Origin of the sequence: Stieleria sedimenti (assembly GCF_025060895.1) — a bacterium.
Taxonomy (GTDB): domain Bacteria; phylum Planctomycetota; class Planctomycetia; order Pirellulales; family Pirellulaceae; genus Stieleria; species Stieleria sedimenti.
Window position 1 is genome coordinate 1 of record NZ_JANZKV010000051.1, and the last position, 21,194, is coordinate 21,194.

Annotated in this window: 15 protein-coding genes; 7 read left to right on the forward strand and 8 right to left on the reverse strand. The window is 59.0% G+C overall.

Annotated features, from left to right (window positions below; all coding sequences use genetic code 11):
- Positions 1 to 156: 156 nt before the first annotated feature.
- The 5 genes from NZK35_RS08160 to NZK35_RS08180 all read right to left on the reverse strand — a co-directional run bounded on the left by NZK35_RS08160 (position 157) and on the right by NZK35_RS08180 (position 6,475).
- Positions 157 to 1,068, reverse strand: a complete 912-nt coding sequence (locus tag NZK35_RS08160; RefSeq protein ID WP_259632040.1) for an alpha/beta hydrolase — start codon at positions 1,066 to 1,068, stop codon at positions 157 to 159.
- A gap of 44 nt (positions 1,069 to 1,112) precedes the next feature.
- On the reverse strand, positions 1,113 to 3,176 hold the full coding sequence (locus NZK35_RS08165) for a hypothetical protein (RefSeq protein ID WP_259632041.1): 2,064 nt from the start codon (positions 3,174 to 3,176) through the stop codon (positions 1,113 to 1,115).
- Positions 3,177 to 3,290: 114 nt separating this feature from the next.
- Positions 3,291 to 4,559 carry a valine--pyruvate transaminase gene (locus NZK35_RS08170; RefSeq protein ID WP_259632042.1) on the reverse strand — a complete coding sequence of 423 codons (1,269 nt, stop codon included), beginning with the start codon at positions 4,557 to 4,559 and terminating at the stop codon, positions 3,291 to 3,293.
- A gap of 641 nt (positions 4,560 to 5,200) precedes the next feature.
- Entirely contained in the window at positions 5,201 to 5,671 is a 471-nt protein-coding gene (locus tag NZK35_RS08175; RefSeq protein WP_259632043.1) for a hypothetical protein, read from the reverse strand.
- Positions 5,672 to 5,701: 30 nt separating this feature from the next.
- Positions 5,702 to 6,475 carry a hypothetical protein gene (locus tag NZK35_RS08180; RefSeq protein ID WP_259632044.1) on the reverse strand — a complete coding sequence of 258 codons (774 nt, stop codon included), beginning with the start codon at positions 6,473 to 6,475 and terminating at the stop codon, positions 5,702 to 5,704.
- Positions 6,476 to 6,796: 321 nt separating this feature from the next.
- Between NZK35_RS08180 and NZK35_RS08185 the strand changes: the two genes are divergently transcribed.
- The 4 genes from NZK35_RS08185 (at position 6,797) to NZK35_RS08200 (ending at position 12,280) form a co-directional block, all read left to right on the forward strand.
- Positions 6,797 to 7,480 (forward strand): ABC transporter ATP-binding protein, encoded by a 684-nt coding sequence (locus NZK35_RS08185; RefSeq protein ID WP_259632045.1) that lies wholly within the window; start codon positions 6,797 to 6,799, stop codon positions 7,478 to 7,480.
- A 13-nt stretch (positions 7,481 to 7,493) separates the two neighbouring features.
- Positions 7,494 to 8,300 carry an ABC transporter permease gene (locus tag NZK35_RS08190; protein ID WP_259632046.1) on the forward strand — a complete coding sequence of 269 codons (807 nt, stop codon included), beginning with the start codon at positions 7,494 to 7,496 and terminating at the stop codon, positions 8,298 to 8,300.
- Entirely contained in the window at positions 8,297 to 9,025 is a 729-nt protein-coding gene (locus NZK35_RS08195) for an RNA polymerase sigma factor (RefSeq protein WP_259632047.1), read from the forward strand. The genes NZK35_RS08190 and NZK35_RS08195 overlap by 4 nt, the downstream gene beginning before the upstream one ends.
- 93 nt (positions 9,026 to 9,118) lie before the next feature.
- The gene (locus NZK35_RS08200; protein WP_259632048.1) at positions 9,119 to 12,280 is read left to right on the forward strand and encodes a protein kinase domain-containing protein; all 3,162 of its coding nucleotides are present in this window, start codon (positions 9,119 to 9,121) and stop codon (positions 12,278 to 12,280) included.
- Positions 12,281 to 12,495: 215 nt separating this feature from the next.
- Here the strand turns inward: NZK35_RS08200 and NZK35_RS08205 are convergent, their stop codons facing one another.
- Together NZK35_RS08205 and NZK35_RS08210 are read right to left on the reverse strand one after the other, a co-directional pair.
- Positions 12,496 to 13,053, reverse strand: coding sequence for a hypothetical protein (locus NZK35_RS08205; protein ID WP_259632049.1), 558 nt, complete (start codon positions 13,051 to 13,053; stop codon positions 12,496 to 12,498).
- 328 nt (positions 13,054 to 13,381) lie between these two features.
- Positions 13,382 to 14,962, reverse strand: coding sequence for a C25 family cysteine peptidase (locus NZK35_RS08210; protein ID WP_259632050.1), 1,581 nt, complete (start codon positions 14,960 to 14,962; stop codon positions 13,382 to 13,384).
- Positions 14,963 to 15,470: 508 nt separating this feature from the next.
- Here NZK35_RS08210 and pdxA point away from each other — a divergent pair.
- From pdxA to NZK35_RS08225, 3 genes are all read left to right on the forward strand, one after another.
- Positions 15,471 to 16,517 (forward strand): 4-hydroxythreonine-4-phosphate dehydrogenase PdxA, encoded by a 1,047-nt coding sequence (gene pdxA, locus NZK35_RS08215; RefSeq protein WP_259632051.1) that lies wholly within the window; start codon positions 15,471 to 15,473, stop codon positions 16,515 to 16,517.
- Positions 16,518 to 16,777: 260 nt separating this feature from the next.
- Positions 16,778 to 18,394, forward strand: a complete 1,617-nt coding sequence (locus NZK35_RS08220) for a DUF6798 domain-containing protein (RefSeq protein WP_259632052.1) — start codon at positions 16,778 to 16,780, stop codon at positions 18,392 to 18,394.
- A gap of 127 nt (positions 18,395 to 18,521) precedes the next feature.
- Positions 18,522 to 19,757: a hypothetical protein gene (locus NZK35_RS08225; RefSeq protein WP_259632053.1), complete on the forward strand. Its 1,236-nt coding sequence runs from the start codon at positions 18,522 to 18,524 to the stop codon at positions 19,755 to 19,757.
- A 161-nt stretch (positions 19,758 to 19,918) separates the two neighbouring features.
- Here the strand turns inward: NZK35_RS08225 and NZK35_RS08230 are convergent, their stop codons facing one another.
- Entirely contained in the window at positions 19,919 to 21,055 is a 1,137-nt protein-coding gene (locus NZK35_RS08230; protein WP_259632054.1) for a serine hydrolase domain-containing protein, read from the reverse strand.
- Positions 21,056 to 21,194 lie beyond the last annotated feature (139 nt).

The window sequence follows — 21,194 nt, forward strand, 5'->3', positions numbered from 1 at the left end:
CGAGCCTACGGGCCCTGCGCTGGTCAAAACCTTGTCGATTGAGCGGTATGAGTCCTGCGCCCAATATCGCCCACAAAACCCGCCCTTTGGTGCCGCACTCGCTTACGCGTCGGGCCGACCTGATCGCGTTGATTTCGGACGACCGATTGAATCGACTCATCGCAAACGGCGTCCGATCTCCGCCGCCACTTGCTGTCCGACTTCCATCCCGGTGTCAAAGATTCCGGCGAAGTGCAAAAACGCGTGAAGCATGCCGTCGTGCTGTTGGTGTTGCGCCTCGACGCCGCTGCGTTGCAACAGTTGTGCGTACCGGTTGCCTTCATCGCGCAACACATCATATTCGGCCGTGATGACCAACGCCGGGGGCAGGTTCTCATGCGAGGCGGCATGGCTGGGCGCCGCTTCGGAAGCCCCCGCTTGCCCGCCCAAAAACTGGCTCCAGAACCATCGCATGTTGTCGCGAGTCAATCCGAAACCATCAGCAAATTCGCGATAGGATGAGGTTTCGAAATTGGGTTCGATCACCGGATACAACAACACTTGCAGCGCGATCGGAAAATCAGCCCAGTCGCGCGACCTGATCGCCACCGACGCGGCCAGGTGGCCTCCGGCGCTGTCGCCGGCGACGGCCAAGCGTGACGCATCCACGTTCAATCGAGACGCGTTTTGCACGACGTATTCGGTCGCCCGATAGCAATCGTCGATCGGGCCCGGAAAGACATTCTCCGGTGACAATCCATAATCCACCGCGACAACCGCGCATCCCGACGCGTCGGCCAGTCGACGGCAGAATGCGTCGTGTGTGTCCAGGTTGCCGAGCACCCATCCGCCGCCATGAAAAAACATCGTGACGGGCACCGCCGTCGACTGATCGCTGTAGAGCCGCAGTCGCAGCCCACACGGCATCGTATGGTCTTCGACGCGAGCCAACTCGGGCGCGTCGCCACACAGCTCTTCAAACGTTAAAAAAACTTCACGTGCCTTTTCGACGCCCAGTTCTTCCCAGCTCGGACGGTCGTCTTCAGCCAGGGTATCGACAAAAGCTTTGGCTTGTGGATGCAGCGGCATGGTTGATTTCGGCGGTCTGAAACGAGTGACAGAAGAGGGTGAAGTTACCAGGACTCGAGTCGCTTCCGGAGTGCTTCATACTCGCTGTCGGTTTGTCCGCCAGATTCTATCAGACCGATCCGAAACGATTGAGCACCCTTGAGCAACGGTTGGATTCCCTTGTTCCCGCGTCCGAATCCGAACACGACCATTCCGTCCGATGCTTCCAGCCCCTGATCGGAGTTGCCCAAATGGGCGAACGTGTCGAGGGCATCGTCGGGCGTTCGATGGACCAGCGCAAGGACACGTGGTGTTTGAACGTCACCCAGGTATGCCCAGCGGAATCGGCCAAAGAGTTTGTCGCCGGTAAAGTAGTCGCGTGGCGTCCGCGTCGGCGGTGTCACATCGGTCGCAAAGTACTGTGACTGGGGAGCCCAGCGTCCCGCGATCGGGCCTTCGTAGAGAAACCAGAACGGACGCTTCGGATCATCGGTCAGTACCTGCAGATCCGCGTGTGTGGCGTGAAACGTCCATCGAAGCCGCCAGGTGCCGGTTTGACTCGTCGTTTCAATGGTCCGCTGGTCAACTTGTGTGCTGGTCCCACGATCCCAACCGGGATGCCCAAATCCACCTTCATCCCCCTGGAACAACAGATTCGGCAATCCACGAAAGGACGATGCCGCCGAGGCCGGATAGCGATCCCAAGGTTCTTTCTTGAATCCGATCCAATCGTTGCCGTCTCGATCGATCAAACGCGACAGACCGCCCGATCGCTTGTCCAGCCAATACGTCGCACTTGGGGTGTCGATCACAAAATGATCGCGTTGCTCGTACTGTCCGTCGTCAATGACGACTTCAGCTCTGGGCATCCGCACGGCGATCGCCGGTCCCGGCCAAAGCACCTCCAACATGTGGTGTTCCGTCTCGCTATGGATCGTGAAGGTATTGACGCCGTGCTTCAAAACACTCGGCGGAAACGCCACGATGTCATAGTCATAGAAATGATTCTTGCCGCCGACGGGCAGCGGGTGATCGTTGATGCGAATCGGTTCGTGGTGCCCGTCCCAGCCGTGCCAAGTCCGCAGGTGCAGCACGGCTTCGGTTGATGCATGGATCGGGGCCGAGTCGGGAATCACGAACGTGCACGACTTCGTTTTTCCGGCTCGGACCCCGAAGTCTTCTGGTACGCCTGCGGCCGCGAACAGTTGGACGCTGTGATCAGGCCGATGCAACGATAACTGTTCGACCGGCTCGGTGACCGACCAGTAGCCGCGAGAATCCTGGATTCGAGCGACGAGCGAAATTGTTCCCGGTGCTTGATCTGGCACCCAACCGGTTTTCCATTTCAAGCGATAGGGCTGTTTCCAAAGCGTGCCGACGTGATCACGAATCTCATTGGGCTGACCACGAACGAGTTGGAAATGGCTTTCGTGATAGCCGCCGAAATCGCCGTCGCCATCTTCATCGTAGCCTTCGTACGACGCCAATACGTCGATCCGTCCGACGCCCATGGCCGCGTCGGCGTGCACTTCGATGTGCGGATTCTCGCCCAGCGTCTGGCCCCCTTGTGGGCTCGTGATTTGACCAGCAATCCGATGGTTTTCGCCTTTGGCTTCTTGGTCGTAATAGATCCGAACGACCATCGAATAAAGGCCCCACTGTCCCCAGCCGAACCCTCCGTCTTCATCGCAATCGGCATCAAAGACGTTGACGCCTTCACGCAAGTCCTGGAGCGGCACGTCGACCGTCGGATTGTCTTGAAAGAACACCTGCTCGGGCCGGATGCCATCGGGCAGCCCCGTCAATTCGGGGACCAGGATCCATTGGTTGTCGTTGAACCGGATCCGCTTGTTGACCGTGCCGCGATGGCCGCCCCAGCGATCCAGTGTCGCCTCGGCCCGAATCGCGTGTTCCAAATCATCGATTCGAATTTCAACGCGTGAGTTGGGCAGATGGGCTTGCGCGCGTTCAAACTTTTCCACCGCTCGTTTGTCCGTGACGCGCCAATCACGATCACCACCGTTGTGCACCGCGAACTCCCGGTACAAATCACCGGGTTGGGGACCGGAACCGCCGGCAAGCGTCGGAAAGACCAGGATCAGTGTGAAGAGCAGCGCGAGCAGCTTCATTGGAATTCTTGTCGGACGAGCGATCGAATCAGACAGACAGCTACCGCCTAGAATACACGACGCCGCCGACCGAAACGCTTGCCGAGTTTCGCGACCACGCGACCGCCGACCGTTTTACGTCGCATACAGCCGATTGATCTCATCGGCCAAAATCTGGATTCCGCGTCTCAGCACGGGTTCGGACGTCGTGAAGCTGATCCTCAGGCATTCGTCTCGGTGTGGCCAATCCTTGTCTTTGAGCCCGAAGAAAAAGTAGTGGCCCGAGATCACCATGACGCCTCGTTGTTTCAGCCGCTGATAAAGTTCGGCCGAAGAAATCGGCAGCCTTTCCAACCACAACCAGAGAAAGAACGCGCCTTCGCTGCGATGAATCCGATACGGCACCGAGTCATCGAGGGCTTCGGTCAACCAGCCTCGCGTCTGACGTGACCTCTCCTCGTAAAACGGACGGATCACATCATGGCTGAGCGACATGATTTCACCGCTGTCAATCATCGGCCGTATGATCGCTTGCCCGATGTTGTTGTTGGCCAACGAAGAGATCGCGTTCATCGACATCATCCACTGGATCCGTTCCTTGTTCGCAATCACGATCCCCGTTCGGGTCCCGGGCAGCCCCAGTTTGGAAAGGCTGTAGGTCAGCACCATCGATGGTTTCCAGATCGGCGTGCTGTCGGTGAAGATGACGCCCGGAAACGGATCGCCGTAGGCGTTGTCGACGATCAGCGGAATGTCGTTTTCCTCAGCCAGTTGGGCCAAATGTTCCAGTTCCGCATCGGAGACGACGTTGGAGGATGGGTTGGTCGGCCGAGAAAGACAGATCGCGGCGATCGAATCGTCGATTTTCACGGCATCGAAATCGATCGCGTACTTGAACTCGTGGTCGCCGATTTTTTCGATTTTCGGATGCAGGGCGTGATACAAATCGCTCGAAGTCGCCAGATCGGCGTACCCGATGTATTCGGGGACGATCGGAAGCAGCACCTTGCGCCGTGTCCCGTCATCAAAGGATCCCGCCAAGGCGTTGAGCAACAGAAAAAACGCGGTCTGGCCGCCGGCGGTGATGCAAACATTCTTTGCGGTGATCGGCCAGCCGAATTCTCGCTCGAACAGCTTGGCGACCGAATCGCGAAAAGCCGCGTCGCCCCCGGGCGGTTGGTAGTCCCCGAGCACGCTGGCGACCTGCTTCGGATCCTCGGCAAGCTCCCGGAAACGTTCCAGCCAACGCTCGTCGACCTCGGGAATGTGAGCCGGCTGACCGCCCCCAAGCATGCACAGATTCTCGTCGCCCGAGGCCAGCGTTTCGCCCAGGTCCTGCATCAATTCGCCGATCCCCGAATCCAGGGCCAAGCGGTTTCCGAATGTCGAAAGCGAGTGTTTCATAAGGTCAATCAAGGTGTCGCGGCTTGCGCAAAATCTCAAATCTCAAGTCGTCACGGGAATCCCTCCGATCCCCGGGCAACGTCAATGTAACGGAGCAGCTCTGTTGCCGAACCCCTCACAGAGTCTTCGGCGACGTGATTGCTGAACCAGAGCGTTGCACGCCGGATTTGGTTCGCCACATCGCCCGCACCACGAAATCCCGACTGCATCGTCCACTCCACCATCACCCCTGCCAATTCCGCTGCCTCATTCCGATCCGGCGAGGACTGGAATCTGAAATCAGTTCGCACTGCCGAATTTCCCTTGTTCCCAGGCTCAGCCTGGGAACACACTGTAATGGAGGCCGCTCGCCTCCTACCAACCTTGCGTTCCAAGCCGGAGCCCTGCAAGCAAGTTGAGTGAGTTGGCTGGAATATCAATGCAGAATCAGCCCGCGGATAGCAGCGCGAACCCACGGATTCCAGGCTGCCCGAGATCCGTGGGTTCGCGCTGCTATCCGTGGGTTTTCCTCAGTCACATGTTACCGAGTGACCATCATGCACCGCATTGCCTACCGCCTGCATCGATAGATTCCATTAGAGTCAGCAAATCTCAAATCTCTAACTCATCCTCGCTCCCCGCCAACTCCAAGGCTGAATCGATCACCCGTTTCCCCCTGCTTTCAAACTCCGCAGACAGCCCCGACGAAACCGCACATACCCGATCGAAATCGTCAGCAAACAAAACACGGCGATCGTTACCGGGTGGGCGCCGGCGTCGAGCAGTCGTGGTGTGTCGAGGAACCGGTCGCCGGAGAGCCAGGCGAGTGCAAGATAGAGGCCGTTGGCCAGCAGGCAGAAGTCGGCGACCAGCCACGCCGACGGCCGGCGAATCACGGCGGCGATCGCCAGTGGGAACAGCACGCCGAAAAGAGGACCGCACCAAAGCGTGACCAAGGGATGCGGATCGGGTCCGTGCAAACTGTACGGCATCCGCCAAGGCGCCAGGTCGGCGTCGACGAGCGTGGCACCACTGGCCCAGCCACCGATCAGATGTCCCATCTCGTGCGTGAGCGTCATCACGATCCACGAGAGCAGCAACAGGGCGACAAAGACGACGACGCGACCGCGCATGAATCGTGGCACAGTTGGACGACGCAACGACTACTTGCCGTATTTGTCGATCAGCATGGTTAGGAATTTTTCCGATTGGTCATGGACATCACTGGTCGTGGAAATCACCAAAACATGATCGATCGCCAGCGCGGTGGAGTTCCCTCCAAGCGTTTCCCAGGTATCGGGAACGACGGTGGAAGTCATGACTTTGATCACTTGGTCTGCTTTGGCAGCCAGATTCTCCGGCAGCACATACATCGCCAGAACCAGGTTGTCCTCTGCCGCCTCGACCGTCGTGATCTGCATCACTTCGTCCTTGATCATGTAGGTCAAATCCAGGTCGCGGAGCATCAGCCGCAATGCCGCTCGGAGCGTCACGTTCTTAAGATCAATGGTGACGCCCACACCGGCGTCGAGTCCAATTTCCTCAAGTGCCCGTAGGTCGATCACGATCGGGATATTGTGCTGCGCCGAGAGTGTTTGCAGTGCTTCTTGCAGGGGCGTTTCAATGAACGTGATCGATGTTTCATCGCTCAATGCCGCGTTGATCCGCTGCTCCGCTTCGTTGTGCATCCGCGTCTTGGGCGACTGGGGTTTGCGGCCTTCGGCCAGCGCCTGTTTCGCTTTCTGTAACACGGCCCCGCGAACACTCTTGGGCGGTGCCGCTTTCTGCGGCTTTGCCGGTCGGGTGCCCGGCTGTGGTGCAAACGGGTCTGCCGGCTGGCCCGATGAAGCGCCAAACGGATCCGCCGACTGCGACCACACGATCGAGCTAGAGAAAACAAACAACAACGCCGCCAACGTCGCCGGAAGAACACGCATCTAAACACCTGGGGATCGAGAAGAGTGACAGAAGGGGACGGCCAGTCCCAGCGGGAATCCTCCCACGTCGACAAATCAGATGCAAGGAAAAACTTTGGCGGTCGGTGCCATCGGCTTGATGGACGAATGTTGATGACCCGCTCTTTTGGCGGGCCAAAGCTGGCTATGATAAGGCGAGGCGATTCCAATGCCTTTGCGAGGCGTCTGTTTGTATGGGTGGGGGCGGCATCTGACAGCTCGGATCGCCCGGTCGTCGCAAGCTGGAAGCTTACGCCACCTTGATACCACCCCCATCACGATTCAGCCTCGAGTCAAACGCCCGTGAACCCCGACGTCCTGCTACAAGCGGTAAACCTGTCACGGCGGATCGCCGGCAAAACGTTGCTCGACGACGTCACGCTGGATTTGACCGCCGGGGCGCGTCTCGGGCTGGTCGGCCCGACCGGCAGCGGAAAGTCGTTGTTGCTGCGAATTCTGGCGTTGTTGGAACCGGTCGACTCGGGCGATTTGCTCTGGCAGCAGACGTCGGTGGCGAACGACCAGGCGACGATCTATCGCAGCCAAGTCATCTATGTGCATCAGCGCGCCGCCGCCTTCGAAGGGACGGTGGAAACCGTCTTGCGTCAGCCGTTTCAATTGAAAGCTCATCGCGGTCGTCATTTTGATCGTGACTGGATCGTTGATCAATTGGCAACGGTCGCCCGCGACGCTGCGTTCCTGGACCAACATCACGAACAACTCTCCGGCGGCGAAGCACAAATCGTTGCCTTGTTGCGCGCCATTCAGTTGTCACCCCGCGTGTTGTTGCTGGACGAACCCACGTCGGCGCTGGATCGGCAATCGGCGCGACACGTCGAATCGATCGTGATGCGTTGGTATGGCGACGCACCCGACCGGCGAGCCTACATTTGGGTCTCGCATGATCCCAGTCAGGCCGATCGCGTTTGCGATTCTTTGATCACCATGCACTCCGGCCAAATCCAACGCCGTCAAACGACCGAGTGACCCAAAACCTTTTATGTCGCCGTACATCGAATTAACCAACCTGCAAGTCTGTTTGGCGGCGATCTTGATCGTCATCAACGGCGTCGTTTCGATCGTGTTGCGGTTGCGATTGGAAAAGACGCTGGCGATCGCGAGTGTTCGCACCGTCGTGCAGCTCTCGCTGGTCGGCGTCGTGTTGTCGTGGGTGTTTCGAGTGGACCGTTGGTACGTCGTCCTGGCGATCGCGGCAGTGATGACGCTCATCGCCGGCTTTTCCGCCGCCGATCGTAGCAAACGCAAGTTTCCCGGCATCCGCCTGATCGCCATCACTTCGGTATGGTCGTGTGCATGGATCTTGACCGGATACGTATTGCTGTTCGTCTTTCAGGATTTGCCGAAGTGGTACGAACCGCAGTATGCGATTCCGCTATTGGGCATGGTGCTCGGCAACACGCTCAACGGGATCTCGGTCGGCCTGAGCACGTTGACCGAAACACTCGTTCGCTCCCGCGGGCAAGTCGAAACATTGATCGCGCTCGGCGCGACGCGTTGGGAAGCGGCGGGGGAACCGATCCGCGAAGCGGTGCGGACGGGGATGATCCCGATCGTCAACTCGATGATGGTCGTCGGCGTGGTCAGTTTGCCGGGGATGATGACCGGCCAAGTGATCTCGGGCATGGATCCGGCTCAGGCGGTCCGCTACCAGATCGTGATCATGTTTCTGATCGCCGGCGCAACCGCCCTGGGAACCGTCTCGGTCGTGTTGCTTTCGGTCAGGCGACTATTCGACGTCAACCATCGATTTAAATTTGAACTGATTCGCACGACGGGGTCGTCATGAAGGATCCATTGAACCAACCGAGTTTTGAAACGACGCGGTGGAGCGTGGTCGTTTCGGCGGGACAGGAAGATTCCAAGCTAGCCCGTGATGCGATGGAGCAGCTTTGCCGTCGTTATTGGTTTCCCTTGTTCGCGTTCATTCGACGTCGAGGATACGGCGAGTCCGATGCGGAGGACTTGGTCCAAGCCTTCTTCGTCCGCGTGGTGGAGAAAGACGTGTTTGCCGCGGCAGACCAAGACCGCGGCCGGTTTCGCACCTTTCTACTCACTTCGCTTGAGAACTTCCTCGCCAACGAATATGCAAAATCCACCGCACTGCGTCGCGGAGGCGGCAACAAACTTCTGAGTTTGGAACTGCGAAACGCGGATGGGAAACGACCCCACCGGATCGCTGATGGCGGCCGGCCCGAAGACGAATACCATCGTCAATGGGCCATCGCCGCATTGAGCGCGGCCCTGGAAACGGTTGAGACAGAATACGAGCGAGACGGCAACGCGGCGTTGTTTTCAGAACTTCGCCCCTATCTCTCGACTGACGGGGAACGAAAACCTTACGCTTTGGTCGCGAAATCGCTGGGGATCTCGCCGACCAATGTCAAAGTTGCCGTGCATCGATTGCGAAAGAGATATCGTCGACAGTTGGAGTCGGAGATTGCTTCGACCGTCGAGTCCCCGGAACAAATCGAAGATGAAATTCGTCAGTTGTTTCAGGCGTTGGGGGGCTGAGCCCGCTGAAAGATTCTTTTTCCAGTTTTCTTGTAACCACCCGTCATCGTTCCGTTACCCCATGATGAACAACACGACGTAACGGAAAAATCGATGAATTCAACTGCACGATGCCCAACCTGTGGCGGTCCGCTTACTCCGACAACGGGCCAGCCGATGTGCCCGGCGTGCCTGATGCGCGGGGTGCTGGAGCCATCCGATTCGGAGCTGGCAAGCCGATTTTTATCCGAAACGCGTTCGCTGGCTAGCGACAAGCACTTCGATTCCATGCAATCGGTCGGCGCGACCACCCCGTTTGCCGACCTGGATCCCGGTGCTCGGATGGGAGACTATCGGATCGTGCGCCGACTCGGACGCGGCGGGATGGGCGTGGTTTATGAAGCCGAGCACGTGCCGACCTCCCGGCGCGTGGCGCTCAAGGTGTTGGCCCAATCGCTCGACCAGCCCGAAGCACGCGCACGATTCCTGCGCGAAGGCCGGCTCGCCGCTTCGATCAATCACCCCAACAGCGTCTACGTCTACGGCACCGAAGAAATCGATGGCGTTCCGACGATCTCGATGGAATTGGTCGACGGTGGAACTCTCGCCCAGCACGTCAAACGGTTGGGACCGATGTCGATCCGCAGTGCCGTTGATGCCGTGATCCAAATCATCGATGGCCTTGCAGCGGCCGATGAGCGCGGAGTGCTGCACCGTGACGTCAAACCCTCCAACTGCTTCGTTGCCGCTGATGGAACGGTCAAGGTCGGCGACTTTGGCTTGTCGATTTCAACCACCGGTGGCCAGCTCAACTCGATGTCAGAGGTCACGATCGAGGGCACGTTTCTGGGGACGCCCGCCTTCGCTTCCCCCGAACAACTCCGCGGCGAACCACTCGATCGCCGCAGCGACATCTATTCCGTCGGCGTCACGCTGTTCTACTTGCTGACCGGTCAAGTGCCGTTTGACGCCGACAACATGATCCATCTGTTGGCGACCGTGCTCGACAAGCCCGCACCCTCGGCGTCAACGATTCGTCGCGAGATTCCAGCGGAATTGGATGCCGTGATCACTCGCTGTCTACGAAAACCCCAGGGCGAACGATTTGAAAACTACGATGCGCTCCGTGCGGCGTTGAAACCTTTCAGTTCTGAGTCCCCGGTCGCAGCCTCACTGGGTGATCGGACGCTGGCAGGTATTGTCGACGCGGCGATCTGCCAGTGTGTACTGGCACCGGTCAGTTTTATCAGCCAGTACCGAGGCGACCTGGCAAGGGATTTTGGGCCGACACAAAGCTCGGGGGCGATCGCATTAGGAGTGTTGATAGTCGGATTGACGATCGCTTACTACGCGGTCGCAGAATGGAAGTACGGATATACGATCGGTAAGAAACTGTTCGGCCTGCGTGTCACGGCCGAAGGCGACCGCCCGACCGTATCTCAAACCATCGGCCGGGCGTTTCTGTATCTCGGTGTTCCCGTTATTCCATCGACGCTATTCAACTTGGTTTATGTTTCACGTGACTCGACGGAGTTTGTCTTCGGCCCCGCCATGTTTGCGACCCTGCTGGTGGGTTGGTCCTACTTCATCCTCAAGTTTGGCCTATTTGTGACTGCACGTTCGTGTAACGGTTACGCAGCGATTCACGATCGCATGACCTCCACGCGCGTGCTGCAACGGTTGCCAGACGTAAAACGGATCGCGGCCGAACATGACCAGGATGCGACAGAGCGTGACTCATTTGACTTCGATCCGAACGCGGCAACGATTGGACCCTATCATCAATTGCAAACCCTATTCGAACGTGAAAACGAACAACTGATTCTTGGCTATGATGCCAGACTGTTGCGACGAGTTTGGCTGCATGTGCAACCCATTGGCACCGCGATGGTGCCCGCGGCGGTACGGAATTCGACGAGCCAGACGACACTCCGTTGGCTGGGTGGACGCCGTAGCGAAACCGAGTGTTGGGACTGTTACGAAGCCCCCACCGGACAGCCCCTCATCGGCCTGATGAAATCGGTCAGCTGTGCCCGAGCGATTCGTATCATGCGACGTCTGGTCCCATTGCTGACGGAGCAGCCGAGGCCACCAGAAACGCCGGATTCAAGCGAGCAGCATGCCACAACATCTGACGTAGCCAAACTGCCGACGCTGCGACAACTGTGGGTCACCGACTTGGACGAACTCAAACGGTTGCCGTTCGAAATGGCCGAGGATCGTACCGAGGTCAATGCCGGCGACGACATCGAAGTACCCGAGTCGTCGCTGCAGCCTGCGGAACCGCTACCGTTGATCCGTCGAGTCGCGGCGATTTGGCTCGGTGCGGACCATGGGCCGGCGTCGAACTGTCACTCGTGGTCGCTCGGCCAACACGATGCGATGCTTCAAGTCGCAGCTGCCGACGAGGTTGCCTGTGCGACACAGATCTTGAACGCCGTTGATCAGGATCGTCCGCTGAAATTGCGGTCCCGTGTTCTGGGCGTGGTCGCCATCTCACTCGCCTTTCCGTTGATGACGGTGATGTTTGGTCTGTTCGCGGCGGCTCTTTACGAAAGTCAAAAAGATCGTTACCCCGAGATCGACCAGCTTCATGAAGTGGCACAGGTGCTGGCGCGTGAAGAACGATTATTGACCGCGGAGCGGATCGATCGCGTGGTCGCTGTGCAGCGTTATGTCGCCGGGAAATTCGCTCACGTACTGGAGGATAAAGACACGATGAATTCGATCTATGCCATCACGCGGTTGACGCCAGCCGACCGCATAGCCATTGGTCAGGCGATCGATTCACAGCAACCGACCCCAGACGAACTCCGCGAGGCGACCAACGCTTATCAGGCGTTGCGACAAGACTGGCTGGAAGACCCCGGTGATCAAGTCCAAATCTCGTTTTCCTTTTGGACGGCGCTCGGTCCCGCCTACACGTGGCTGGAATTCATTTGGTTCCCCAGCCTGTTCACCGGCCTGCTGTTTCGTGGCGGCCTACTGATACGAATGTTCGGTTTGGTATTGGTCAACCGCCGCGGCAAACGAGCGTCGGGGCTACGCGTGTTTATCCGCATGTTTTTCAGCGGCATGCTGGTGTTGACGATCGCCATCGGCGGCGCAGCACTAACGTTCAGCTCAGCGTCGGCGTATTGGAGTCAATTCTCGATCCAAATGGGCGTCATTGTCAGTTTGGTATTGGCAGCTGCAACGATGGTGGTCGTCCCCCTGCTTCGAGGCAATCAGTGCCTGAGTGATCGTTTCGCCGGAACCTATTTCGCGGTGAAATAGAAATCGAATCGCACACGCACAACCCGCCCGATGGGCTGGAAGAGTTGATGTCGGTCGACGAGTTTCGCGTTATGATCGCCTATCTGGCGATCAAGAAGTGGGGTAAGCTTCCAGCTTGCCTCCCCGGAAGCGTCAGCTTCCGGCGGATACACGGCTGGGTCCTCAAGCGGGAAGCTTACGCTTCCCGGGTCGCAAGCTGGAAGCTTACGCCACGATCAGTCGCGACGGGTGTTTTCCCTGGCAAGTTTTCGTCGCTCATCGAGATACTCTTTGTTGGCCCGCTCGTACGATTCGGCGCGCGAGTACACCTGAAAGGACATGAACACGCCGAAGGCGATGAACAGGACTCCGAACAGGGGAAAGATGCTGAAGACACCCGGTGCTCCCATCCGAGATCCCGCACCGGTGATCCCGGCCGCCATGATGGTCCAGAACAGACCGAAGACGGCCACCATCACGCCGCCTGCGACCGCTCCCGTCTTGGTCGGCAGACTCTGACGGCCATGCTTGCCGGTCACCATGTGGGACAGACGCTCCTGCTGCCAACGGGAGTCCAATTCCTTGATCTCGCTGGACGATTTGATTTCGGCCACGTCGCGGGCGATCCGATCGGTTGTTTCTTTTAGTTCGTCCAAGACCGTCGTCGAATAGCTGTTGCCGACGTGCTCGATCGCTAGTTTCGCTTCGCAGAACCCGCAGGTCGCGAATCGAGCCTTGGCGGGAACGTCTAGCGGAGCACCGCAATGATTGCAGTTGAGCGAGATAACTTTCATGGGCTGCTTATCGGATATTGGTGTCGAAACATCTTACGAATCTGTCCCTGGCAGAGGTCGTGCGTTTTCATGCCTCGTTCTGCCATCCCGCTCCTGATTCCCGTTGATGCGACAGGACGTTGCGGCAAGTTGGGAGGTAGGAAGATTTTGGAGGTAGGAAGATTTGCGGAATCGAATGGATGGTGCATTTCATCATTTTCTTACCCCCGAAATCTTCTTACCCGATTTCTGCAGGCGGCTTGGATACGGGGCCACTTGCGCAAAGCGGCTGATGTCAGTTCCCACACGATTGAAGCACAAATCGGATCCGCTTGGGGCGCGCCGATCGCTAAGACCCCGCCGGTCGGACGATCGTTTTTCCGCCTCCGGCGGCCCAGGTTTCTCGGCCGGCGACGTGCACCCGAATGGCGATCAGTCCGGCTCGTTGCTCTTCCAAGCGAATCGAAAATGTCTTGGGCTGGCCCGCCGAAATCGGTTCCGCGACTCGGGCCAGGGTGATCTCATTCGGATCCGGTTTCGGTTGGCCCGGTCGTGTATTGCGGGTCTCGCCCAGCGGATGATCGAGCATCACCACGCACTCGCCGTCAATCGGACTGGTCACAGTGACTTCGATCGGCGCGCCGAAATCGAAGCCCGTCGCCGTCTCGACTTCGACGGCCGCGGGGGGATGAAGTTTCAACATCGGGTCGCCCAGCAATCCGTACAGCGCCGCGTGCTCGCTCCGCTCGTCGGCCAGTTTGGTTCCCGCCGGACTGACCAGTGTGGCGACGGCATCGACCATCGTTCGAAGCGGACCTTTCTCCGTCGATTCGTCTTCCGATTCCATCCGCCGGATCGCAGCCAACCACGCGCTGCCGAGTCGATCGGCCGGTGGCAGGTCCTCGGCGCCCTGGCCGTAGATGGAATCAATCAACCCCAGTGTCAAGGAAGCGTTGCCGTACGGCATGGTCACTCGGTTTCCGGCGATCACCGCAATCGGACCACACTCGTGCAACAGCAACTGCTCGGCAAAACTGTCGACGCCGGCGTCGATGGCGCCGGTGAAACAGCACAGCAGGACTGCGATCGGTGCGTTGGCGGGATCACATTTCAACGTAGCGATCGAATTACCATCGAGCACCGGGATGCCCGTCGGACCACTGGGCACGCTGTCCAGCCGATCGATCATGCCGTGTCCGGCGTAGACCCAGAACCGACAGCCTTGGGTGTAACGCTCGGTCACCGACTCGGTAAATCGCTTGCGAGGGTAAAACAGATGACCGGGACTGCCGTAGGTCACACTGGTGCGAACCGGAATCGGTAGCGAAGCGGTCACCATCATTCGCGTGACCGACTCGATCGCGGAATCAGCCAACATGCCGAATCCGCCGACCCCGCCGACCAATTGAACCCGCTGACGCCAGAGCGAAAAATTGCGACTGGCCTCATAAGCCTTGATCCGCCGAATCAAGTCACGCAATTGATCCGGGGTATCGACCGGCAGTCGTCCGACCGACACATCGGCTCGGCCGTCGGAATCGATGTCGCTGTAGGGATAGTCGGTCGCCATCGTCGGCGTGCTACCGAACTTGGCGCTGACCGTGGTCGCGACATAGTGCATCGGCACCTGTTTGCGCGTGTCCGCCGCCGAACCGATCACCGGCGCGTCACCGACCAGCAATAGAAACCGATCGGTTGGCAGAGCGTTCCGACGGATCGACATTAACAATTCGCCGGCGGTCGATTTTGAATCGATCACACGCACCTCGATGCCCTGCGCTCGGCGATAGTCGATCCATGCTTCAAGCGGCTCGCGAAAGTCGGACGGACAAATGACCAGCGCGGTTTCGGCCGGTTCGGGGTCCGCAGCGCGGGCGGTCGGCATTAACAAGAACACGACCGCGGCGAGGTACATGAATGCGATCGGCACGCATCGCCTCCTGCGCGTCGAAGTGGTGCGATCTTTCACTCCACCCTCTTGATAGGCATTGGTATTCACACCACTCACCAGGGCTGACGTCCCAAGGGGACGCAGCGTTTGATTGCTGTGACCCCGTCCGGGGTCAATCCGCCATCGATTTCGGGATTCCGGTGGTGCGCTAAGGCGACCACCGGCTACCTGCTGTAACCCCTCTCGGGGTAAAACCTGCTCCGCAGGCGGATTGAGTCCGCGAGATGTGGGTAAACCTAAGCCCCCGGCCCCTCTCCCCGAAACGGGGCGAGGGGTGCCAGTGCGCCAAAACGCGACCTGTGTAGATTCCAATCCTGCCATTCCTTTCAGTAACGTTTGTGGGATAGGCGTCGCCCCTATCAAACCAGACAATTCGACAACCAGACGATTTAACAATCGACAATGACAGGCTGGAAGCCTATCCCACGTCCTCGTGGTGAACGCGATCCCGCTATCTCAACCAATTCCCCAGGAAAACGCTAGTCCAATGTCCGACCCGTCGCCACCCGGAGTCCCGTCCGTCCACCGCGACAAACCCCGTCTGGCCATCACCGTGGGCGACGCGGCGGGGGTCGGGCCGGAACTGGCTTTGGTCTGTGCGGCCGAAGCATCGGTCCGCAGCCGCTGTCATCCTATTCTAGTCGGCCCGGCTGCGATCCTGGGAAAGCTAGCGGCGATGCGCGGTCTGGAGTTGCCCCCGCAGACCACGATCGAGCAACTGGCCGGTTCGGGGCCTTTTCCGCCGTCGGGGCTGGTCGACTGCGGTGACGTGCCGCCGGAGTCGTTTGTGCCCGGTAAATTTTCGCGAGAAACGGGCCGGGCGTCGTTTTCCGCGGTTGATCTGGCCATCGCAGAAACCTTGGCCGGACATTTCGACGCCATCGTGACCGGCCCGATTCAGAAAGAAGCTTGGCACGCCGCCGAGACGGGCTACTTGGGACACACGGAATTGCTGGCCGATCGCACGCAAACGAAAGAATTTTGCATGATGTTGTCCGGCCAAGCCTGTTCGACGGTGCTGGCGACCATCCACGTTCCCCTGGCCGACGTGGTCACCACGCTGACCGTTCCGCTGATCGCACGCGCCATCCGGCTGGGCGGATCGGCGATGGAAAAACGGTTCAGCCGGCCGCCGCGAATCACGGTACTGGGGCTCAACCCCCACGCCGGCGAAAACGGATTATTGAGCCACGGCGAAGAAGACACCTTGATCCAGCCGGCGATCGAAAGGGTTCGACAGGAATGCGAATCCGAAAATCGAGATTGGCGGATCACCGGCCCGGTCCCTCCCGACACCGCGTTCACGCCGGCAATGCGAGCGGAAACCGACGTCCATATCTGCATGTATCATGACCAGGGATTGATTCCGCTGAAGGCGCTATCGTTCGACGACGCCGTCAACATCACGCTGGGGTTGCCGATCGTGCGGACCAGCGTCGACCACGGCACCGCGATGGATCTTGCCTGGAAAGGAACGGCGAGTCCCAATAGCATGCGTTCGGCGATCGACCGCGCGATCGAGTTGTGTCGGTGAGGCTTTGTCAACTTTTTAAACTCACAGTGAGACCGAACGGCTCACCGCCAATGCCACTTCGTTTGCATCTGAAGGTGTTAGCGGTACGGCGCGAGCCGTCCGGTTTCAGCGTGAAAGACCGGAGGGCTCGCGCCCTACCGCTAACAAAAACACCCCGCTTGGCGTCAAAGTAAGTGGCGATGGACCATGACAGGCTGGAAGCCTATCCCACGAGGAACACACGGTTAGAACGGTTGAACGTCCAGACATCAACAAGCGACATGCCAGGGAGTCTTCGCCCCGCCGTTTGGATCGCGGTCGCAGAGGTCGCTGCGCTGCTGGCGTTGTTTTTTATCTATGCCGGTGATCCTCCGCCGGCGGTCAATGAAGCCCATTATCTGGTCAAGGCCAAGAACTTTTGGGATCCCACGTTTTGCTCGCGCGACCTGTTCGCGGCTTCGGGGAAGGCACACACGACGTTCTACTGGACGTTCGGCGCGCTGACCCAGTTCGTTTCGCTCGGGACCACGGCTTGGATCGGACGTCTGCTCGGCTGGCTGATGCTGGCAATCGGATTGCGGCGATGTTGTCGCAGTTTCGGATTGCCCGCCTTCGCGTCGTTGGGCGTCGCGGTCCTGTGGCTGGTCGGGATCGAACACGGGAACCTGGCCGGCGAGTGGGTCGTCGGCGGTATCGAAGCCAAGGTGCCGGCCTATGCTCTGGTGTTGATGGGTATCGCCGAGGTCGCTCGACGGAACTGGGCGCGGGGCTGGATCTGGTTTGGCGCCGCGTCGGCGTTTCACGTGCTGACCGGCGGCTGGGCAGTGATCGCCGCGACGGTTGCGTTTGTGGTGACCGAACGCTGGTTCAAGCGATCCGATCAGCCGCCGATTCGATTCTTCAGCGTCGGGCTGTTTATCGGCGGAGCCCTTTCGTTGTTCGGCTTGCTGCCGGCGATCAGTTTGACCCTCGGTGCGACGGCCGGGGAGAGCGTGGAGGCGGCCAGGATCTACAGCTACATGCGGATCCGACATCATCTGCTTCCGAGTGATTTCCCGATGCACTGGTTCGTCCGTCACGGTGTGTTGGCGATCGGTTTGTTGGCGTTGGCCTACCTCGGCCGGCCGACGACCGCACAACGAAGGGTGATTTGGATCGGCGTCGGCGCCCTGGGGATCGCCGGCTGCGGTTTAGTTGTCGGAGCGCTTCCGGCAGTGATGCCGGACTTGGCGGCGAAGTTGTTGCGTTACTATTGGTTCCGGCTCAGTGATGCGATCGTGCCACTGGTGCTCGCGCTGTGGTTGATGCAGCTGTTGGCGTCGCGAAAATCGGTGGAATCCGCTGCACGCGTGCGTGGACTCGTCCTGTTGGTGCTTCTGGTCGCGACCGGAATGTTTCTGGGATCGGCGTGGCAGCGGAATCGAATCGGCATCCCACCGTCGACCAGCCATCGTCTGCTGGGGGTGGACTTGAACGCCGATGCCGAGCGACAGCAACGTTCGCATTCGGACTGGGTCGCCGTCTGTGACTGGGTACGTGTCGCGATGCCTCGCGACGAGATTTTTTTGACGCCCCGACACCAGCAAACGTTCAAGTGGTATTCGTCCCGCGCGGAGGTTGCCAATTGGAAGGATGTGCCACAGGATGCCAAGTCGTTGCTCGAGTGGAGAGACCGGTTTGACGACATTTTCCCCAAACGAACCGGCGTGATCTCGTTGAATTCCGTTCGGGTGCCGATCAGCTATTTGAAACTGCGGGCGTATCGCCAGCGGTACGGGGTGCGATTCATGATCGTCGACAACCGGGTCGCGACCAAACGATTACCCTTGGTCAAGATCTACCCGGTCAACGGTCAGCAGAACGAGACCTACAGCGTTTACGAGCTGCCCTACAACTGAGGCGTTTGGCGATCCCAGCGGGAGGCGTCAGCACGCAATCGGTCTGATTCGATCTCCACCGCTCTCTGTCGCAATCAGTTATCCTGTGAGCTTCATCAACCACCTTCCGTTTTTTTGGAGTCCGGCAGTGCACGAGAGAGACCTGTCAAGAATCATCGCCCTGATGTTGCTGCTCGCCGTGTTTGCCGGATGCAGCAAGCCGTCGACGCAATCGAGCACCGCCCCCCAGCCGACGACTCTGGAGGAGATCACGACGGATGACAGTTCGATTGTGTCCGATGTCAGCCGTGCCGAAGCCGACCAATTCGCCGCGGAGTGGCAACTAGCGATTGAGCAAAATGATGCCGCCAAGGCGACCCAATTGATCGACTGGACTTCGATTTTCGATCGCGCCCTGGAAGGATTTGATGTGGATCCCCGCTTTCGATCGGGCTTTCATCAGGGTGCCTCGCAAGCGGTCAAGAATCTGGTCGGCGTGGTTCACCAAAGTACCCTAAACGGTGGATCGTACCGCCCGGTCCGCTCGGTGCAGCGTGGCGAGACGCAGCATGTGGTCATGCGGTTGTTGACCGAAGACGGCGGCACCAACTATCACGACTTCCAGCTGGCTCGCAAGAACGGCAAGGTCGTGGGGGAGCATTTCTTCATCGCGATGACCGGTGAATCGTTTGGTGATTCGCTTCGCACCAACGTCGCCGCCGTCATTCAAAGTCAGAATTCGGTCCTCTCGCGATTATCGGGGACGGCCAAGACCGAGATGGAAAACCTAACCAAACAACAGGAGATGTCGACCGCGGTCCAGCAAGGCAACTATCAGCGGGCGCTTGAGATCTATGACGAATTGCCCGCGAAGATTCAACAGATGAAACTGCCGATGCTGTTTCGAGTGATGTCGCTGGCCGAAGGGGATTACGAGATTTACGTCGACGCGATCAACGAGTATTCCGATCGATTTCCCAACGACGCCTGCTTGGGGCTGATCACACTGGACGCGGCGGGAATCAAGGAGGATGAAGTCTTGTTGCTGAAGTCATACGATTCGATCCAAAAGTGGACCGGCGGCGATCCCTATTTGACGACCTTGGTTGCCGGCGTGCGAGCCACCTTCGGAGCGACCGAAGCGGCTCAGAAAATGATCGAAACGGTGGACGTGGACGCGATCGGGTTGGCCGGTGCCCACGATTTTGCGTTGACCGTTTCCCTGGCCAACGATGATCATGAATCCACGCTGCACCATTTGGCGGCGTTACGCGATCAATACGGCTACGAGTTCACCGACCTAGCGACGGTCGAAGACTTCAAACGCTTTGCCGCCTCGCCGGTCTATCAGCAATGGTTGCAGGAAAGCACGGCGGGAAAGTGACGCCATCCCAGCGGGACGCGTCTCGGTCTGTTGATTTAGTGAGCCGCGACGCGTAAGCGGCCGGGCATTTCGGCGCCCGCCCGAGGCCTTACGGCCAGCGGCTCACCATTGACTCCGCAGATCCCGATTAGATCGACATGCTGATCAGCGACCGGCGCGTGTTAGCGGGAGCCGCCGGCGACCAGCGTGACGATCTCGCCGGCCAAGTGATTCACGCTGCCCTTGCCGTCGGGATGCAGTCGCGAACTGAGGAAGATGAAAATCAGATCTTTCTCAGGATCGATCCACAGCACGGTGCCGGTGAAACCGCCGTGTCCAAACGCGCGATCGGACAACCCCGTGCCGCGGTTGCTCGAATAAGGCGACTGATGATCCCAACCCAGCGTCCGGGTTCCGCGCGGGTTGTCGGCAGGAACGGGGTGCGGGGCGGTCATCCGATCAAACGTTTCCTGCTCGATGACCGATGAATCCCCCTGCGAGGCGGCCAGCAGTTCTTGGCCGAACTTGACCAGATCGTCCACCGTTGAAAACAGCCCCGCATGTCCGGCGACGCCGCCCAAACGTGAAGCCCGCGGATCGTGCACTTCGCCTTGCAGCCAACCGTCGGATTGTCTTTCCGTCGGCGCTGCACGCGCCTTCAAGTGCGATGGCGGATTGAAGGTGGTCTCGTCCATCCCGATGGCGCCGAACACGTGCTCCTTGGCAAACACATCCAACGGCTGACCGCTGACCTTTTCGACCAGCTTTCCCAGCACGATGAATCCGACATCCGAGTAGGCAAACTTCGTTCCCGGATCCGATCGCAAATTCAATTCACAGATCCGCCGCCACGCCGTGTCCGGTCCGTCTTGATAGTCGGCCAAGGCGTTGTCCGGCGTCAATCCGCTGACGTGCAACAGACACTGCGCGACGGTGATGGTTTCTTTTTTGTGCCCCGTGAATTCTGGCAGGTACTGGGAAACCGGGGCGTTGAGATCAATTTTTCCGCGCTGGGACAACAGCGCGATGGACGTCGCAGTGGCCACCGGTTTGGTGATCGAGGCGAGGTCAAACACCGTGTCGGTCGTCATCGGCAACGCGTCTGGTTCGACTTGGCGGTCACCGAACGTCTGGAGAGACCAGATCTGATTCCGATCGGCAAAGCAGACCACGGCGCCGGGCAGATCCCCGTCTTGGATGGCCGCATCGACCAGCGTTGAAATCTGGGCATGAAGTTTGGGGTCGGGATGCTGAGCGGTCGAGACGGCGGGCGGGATCAGACCGATGATCAACAGAAAGTAAGTCGCGATGCGTGTCACAAGGGATCCATCGTGAAGGCGGGAGTGGCAAAACAATGTCGGGCAAAACAATGTAACCCAACCAACCGCCCACCTCCATCATCTAGCCCTCCCATCATCCAGGCCTCCCATCATCCAGGCCTCCCATCATCCAGCCCTC

Bases quoted from the DNA above. Each gene is read 5' to 3' on its own strand.
- NZK35_RS08160 (WP_259632040.1), bottom strand. From the start codon at position 1,068: ATGCCGCTGCATCCACAAGCCAAAGCTTTTGTCGATACCCTGGCTGAA.
- NZK35_RS08165 (WP_259632041.1), bottom strand. From the start codon at position 3,176: ATGAAGCTGCTCGCGCTGCTCTTCACACTGATCCTGGTCTTTCCGACG.
- NZK35_RS08170 (WP_259632042.1), bottom strand. From the start codon at position 4,559: ATGAAACACTCGCTTTCGACATTCGGAAACCGCTTGGCCCTGGATTCG.
- NZK35_RS08175 (WP_259632043.1), bottom strand. From the start codon at position 5,671: ATGCGCGGTCGCGTCGTCGTCTTTGTCGCCCTGTTGCTGCTCTCGTGG.
- NZK35_RS08180 (WP_259632044.1), bottom strand. From the start codon at position 6,475: ATGCGTGTTCTTCCGGCGACGTTGGCGGCGTTGTTGTTTGTTTTCTCT.
- NZK35_RS08190 (WP_259632046.1), top strand. From the start codon at position 7,494: ATGTCGCCGTACATCGAATTAACCAACCTGCAAGTCTGTTTGGCGGCG.
- NZK35_RS08195 (WP_259632047.1), top strand. From the start codon at position 8,297: ATGAAGGATCCATTGAACCAACCGAGTTTTGAAACGACGCGGTGGAGC.
- NZK35_RS08200 (WP_259632048.1), top strand. From the start codon at position 9,119: ATGAATTCAACTGCACGATGCCCAACCTGTGGCGGTCCGCTTACTCCG.
- NZK35_RS08205 (WP_259632049.1), bottom strand. From the start codon at position 13,053: ATGAAAGTTATCTCGCTCAACTGCAATCATTGCGGTGCTCCGCTAGAC.
- pdxA (WP_259632051.1), top strand. From the start codon at position 15,471: ATGTCCGACCCGTCGCCACCCGGAGTCCCGTCCGTCCACCGCGACAAA.
- NZK35_RS08220 (WP_259632052.1), top strand. From the start codon at position 16,778: ATGCCAGGGAGTCTTCGCCCCGCCGTTTGGATCGCGGTCGCAGAGGTC.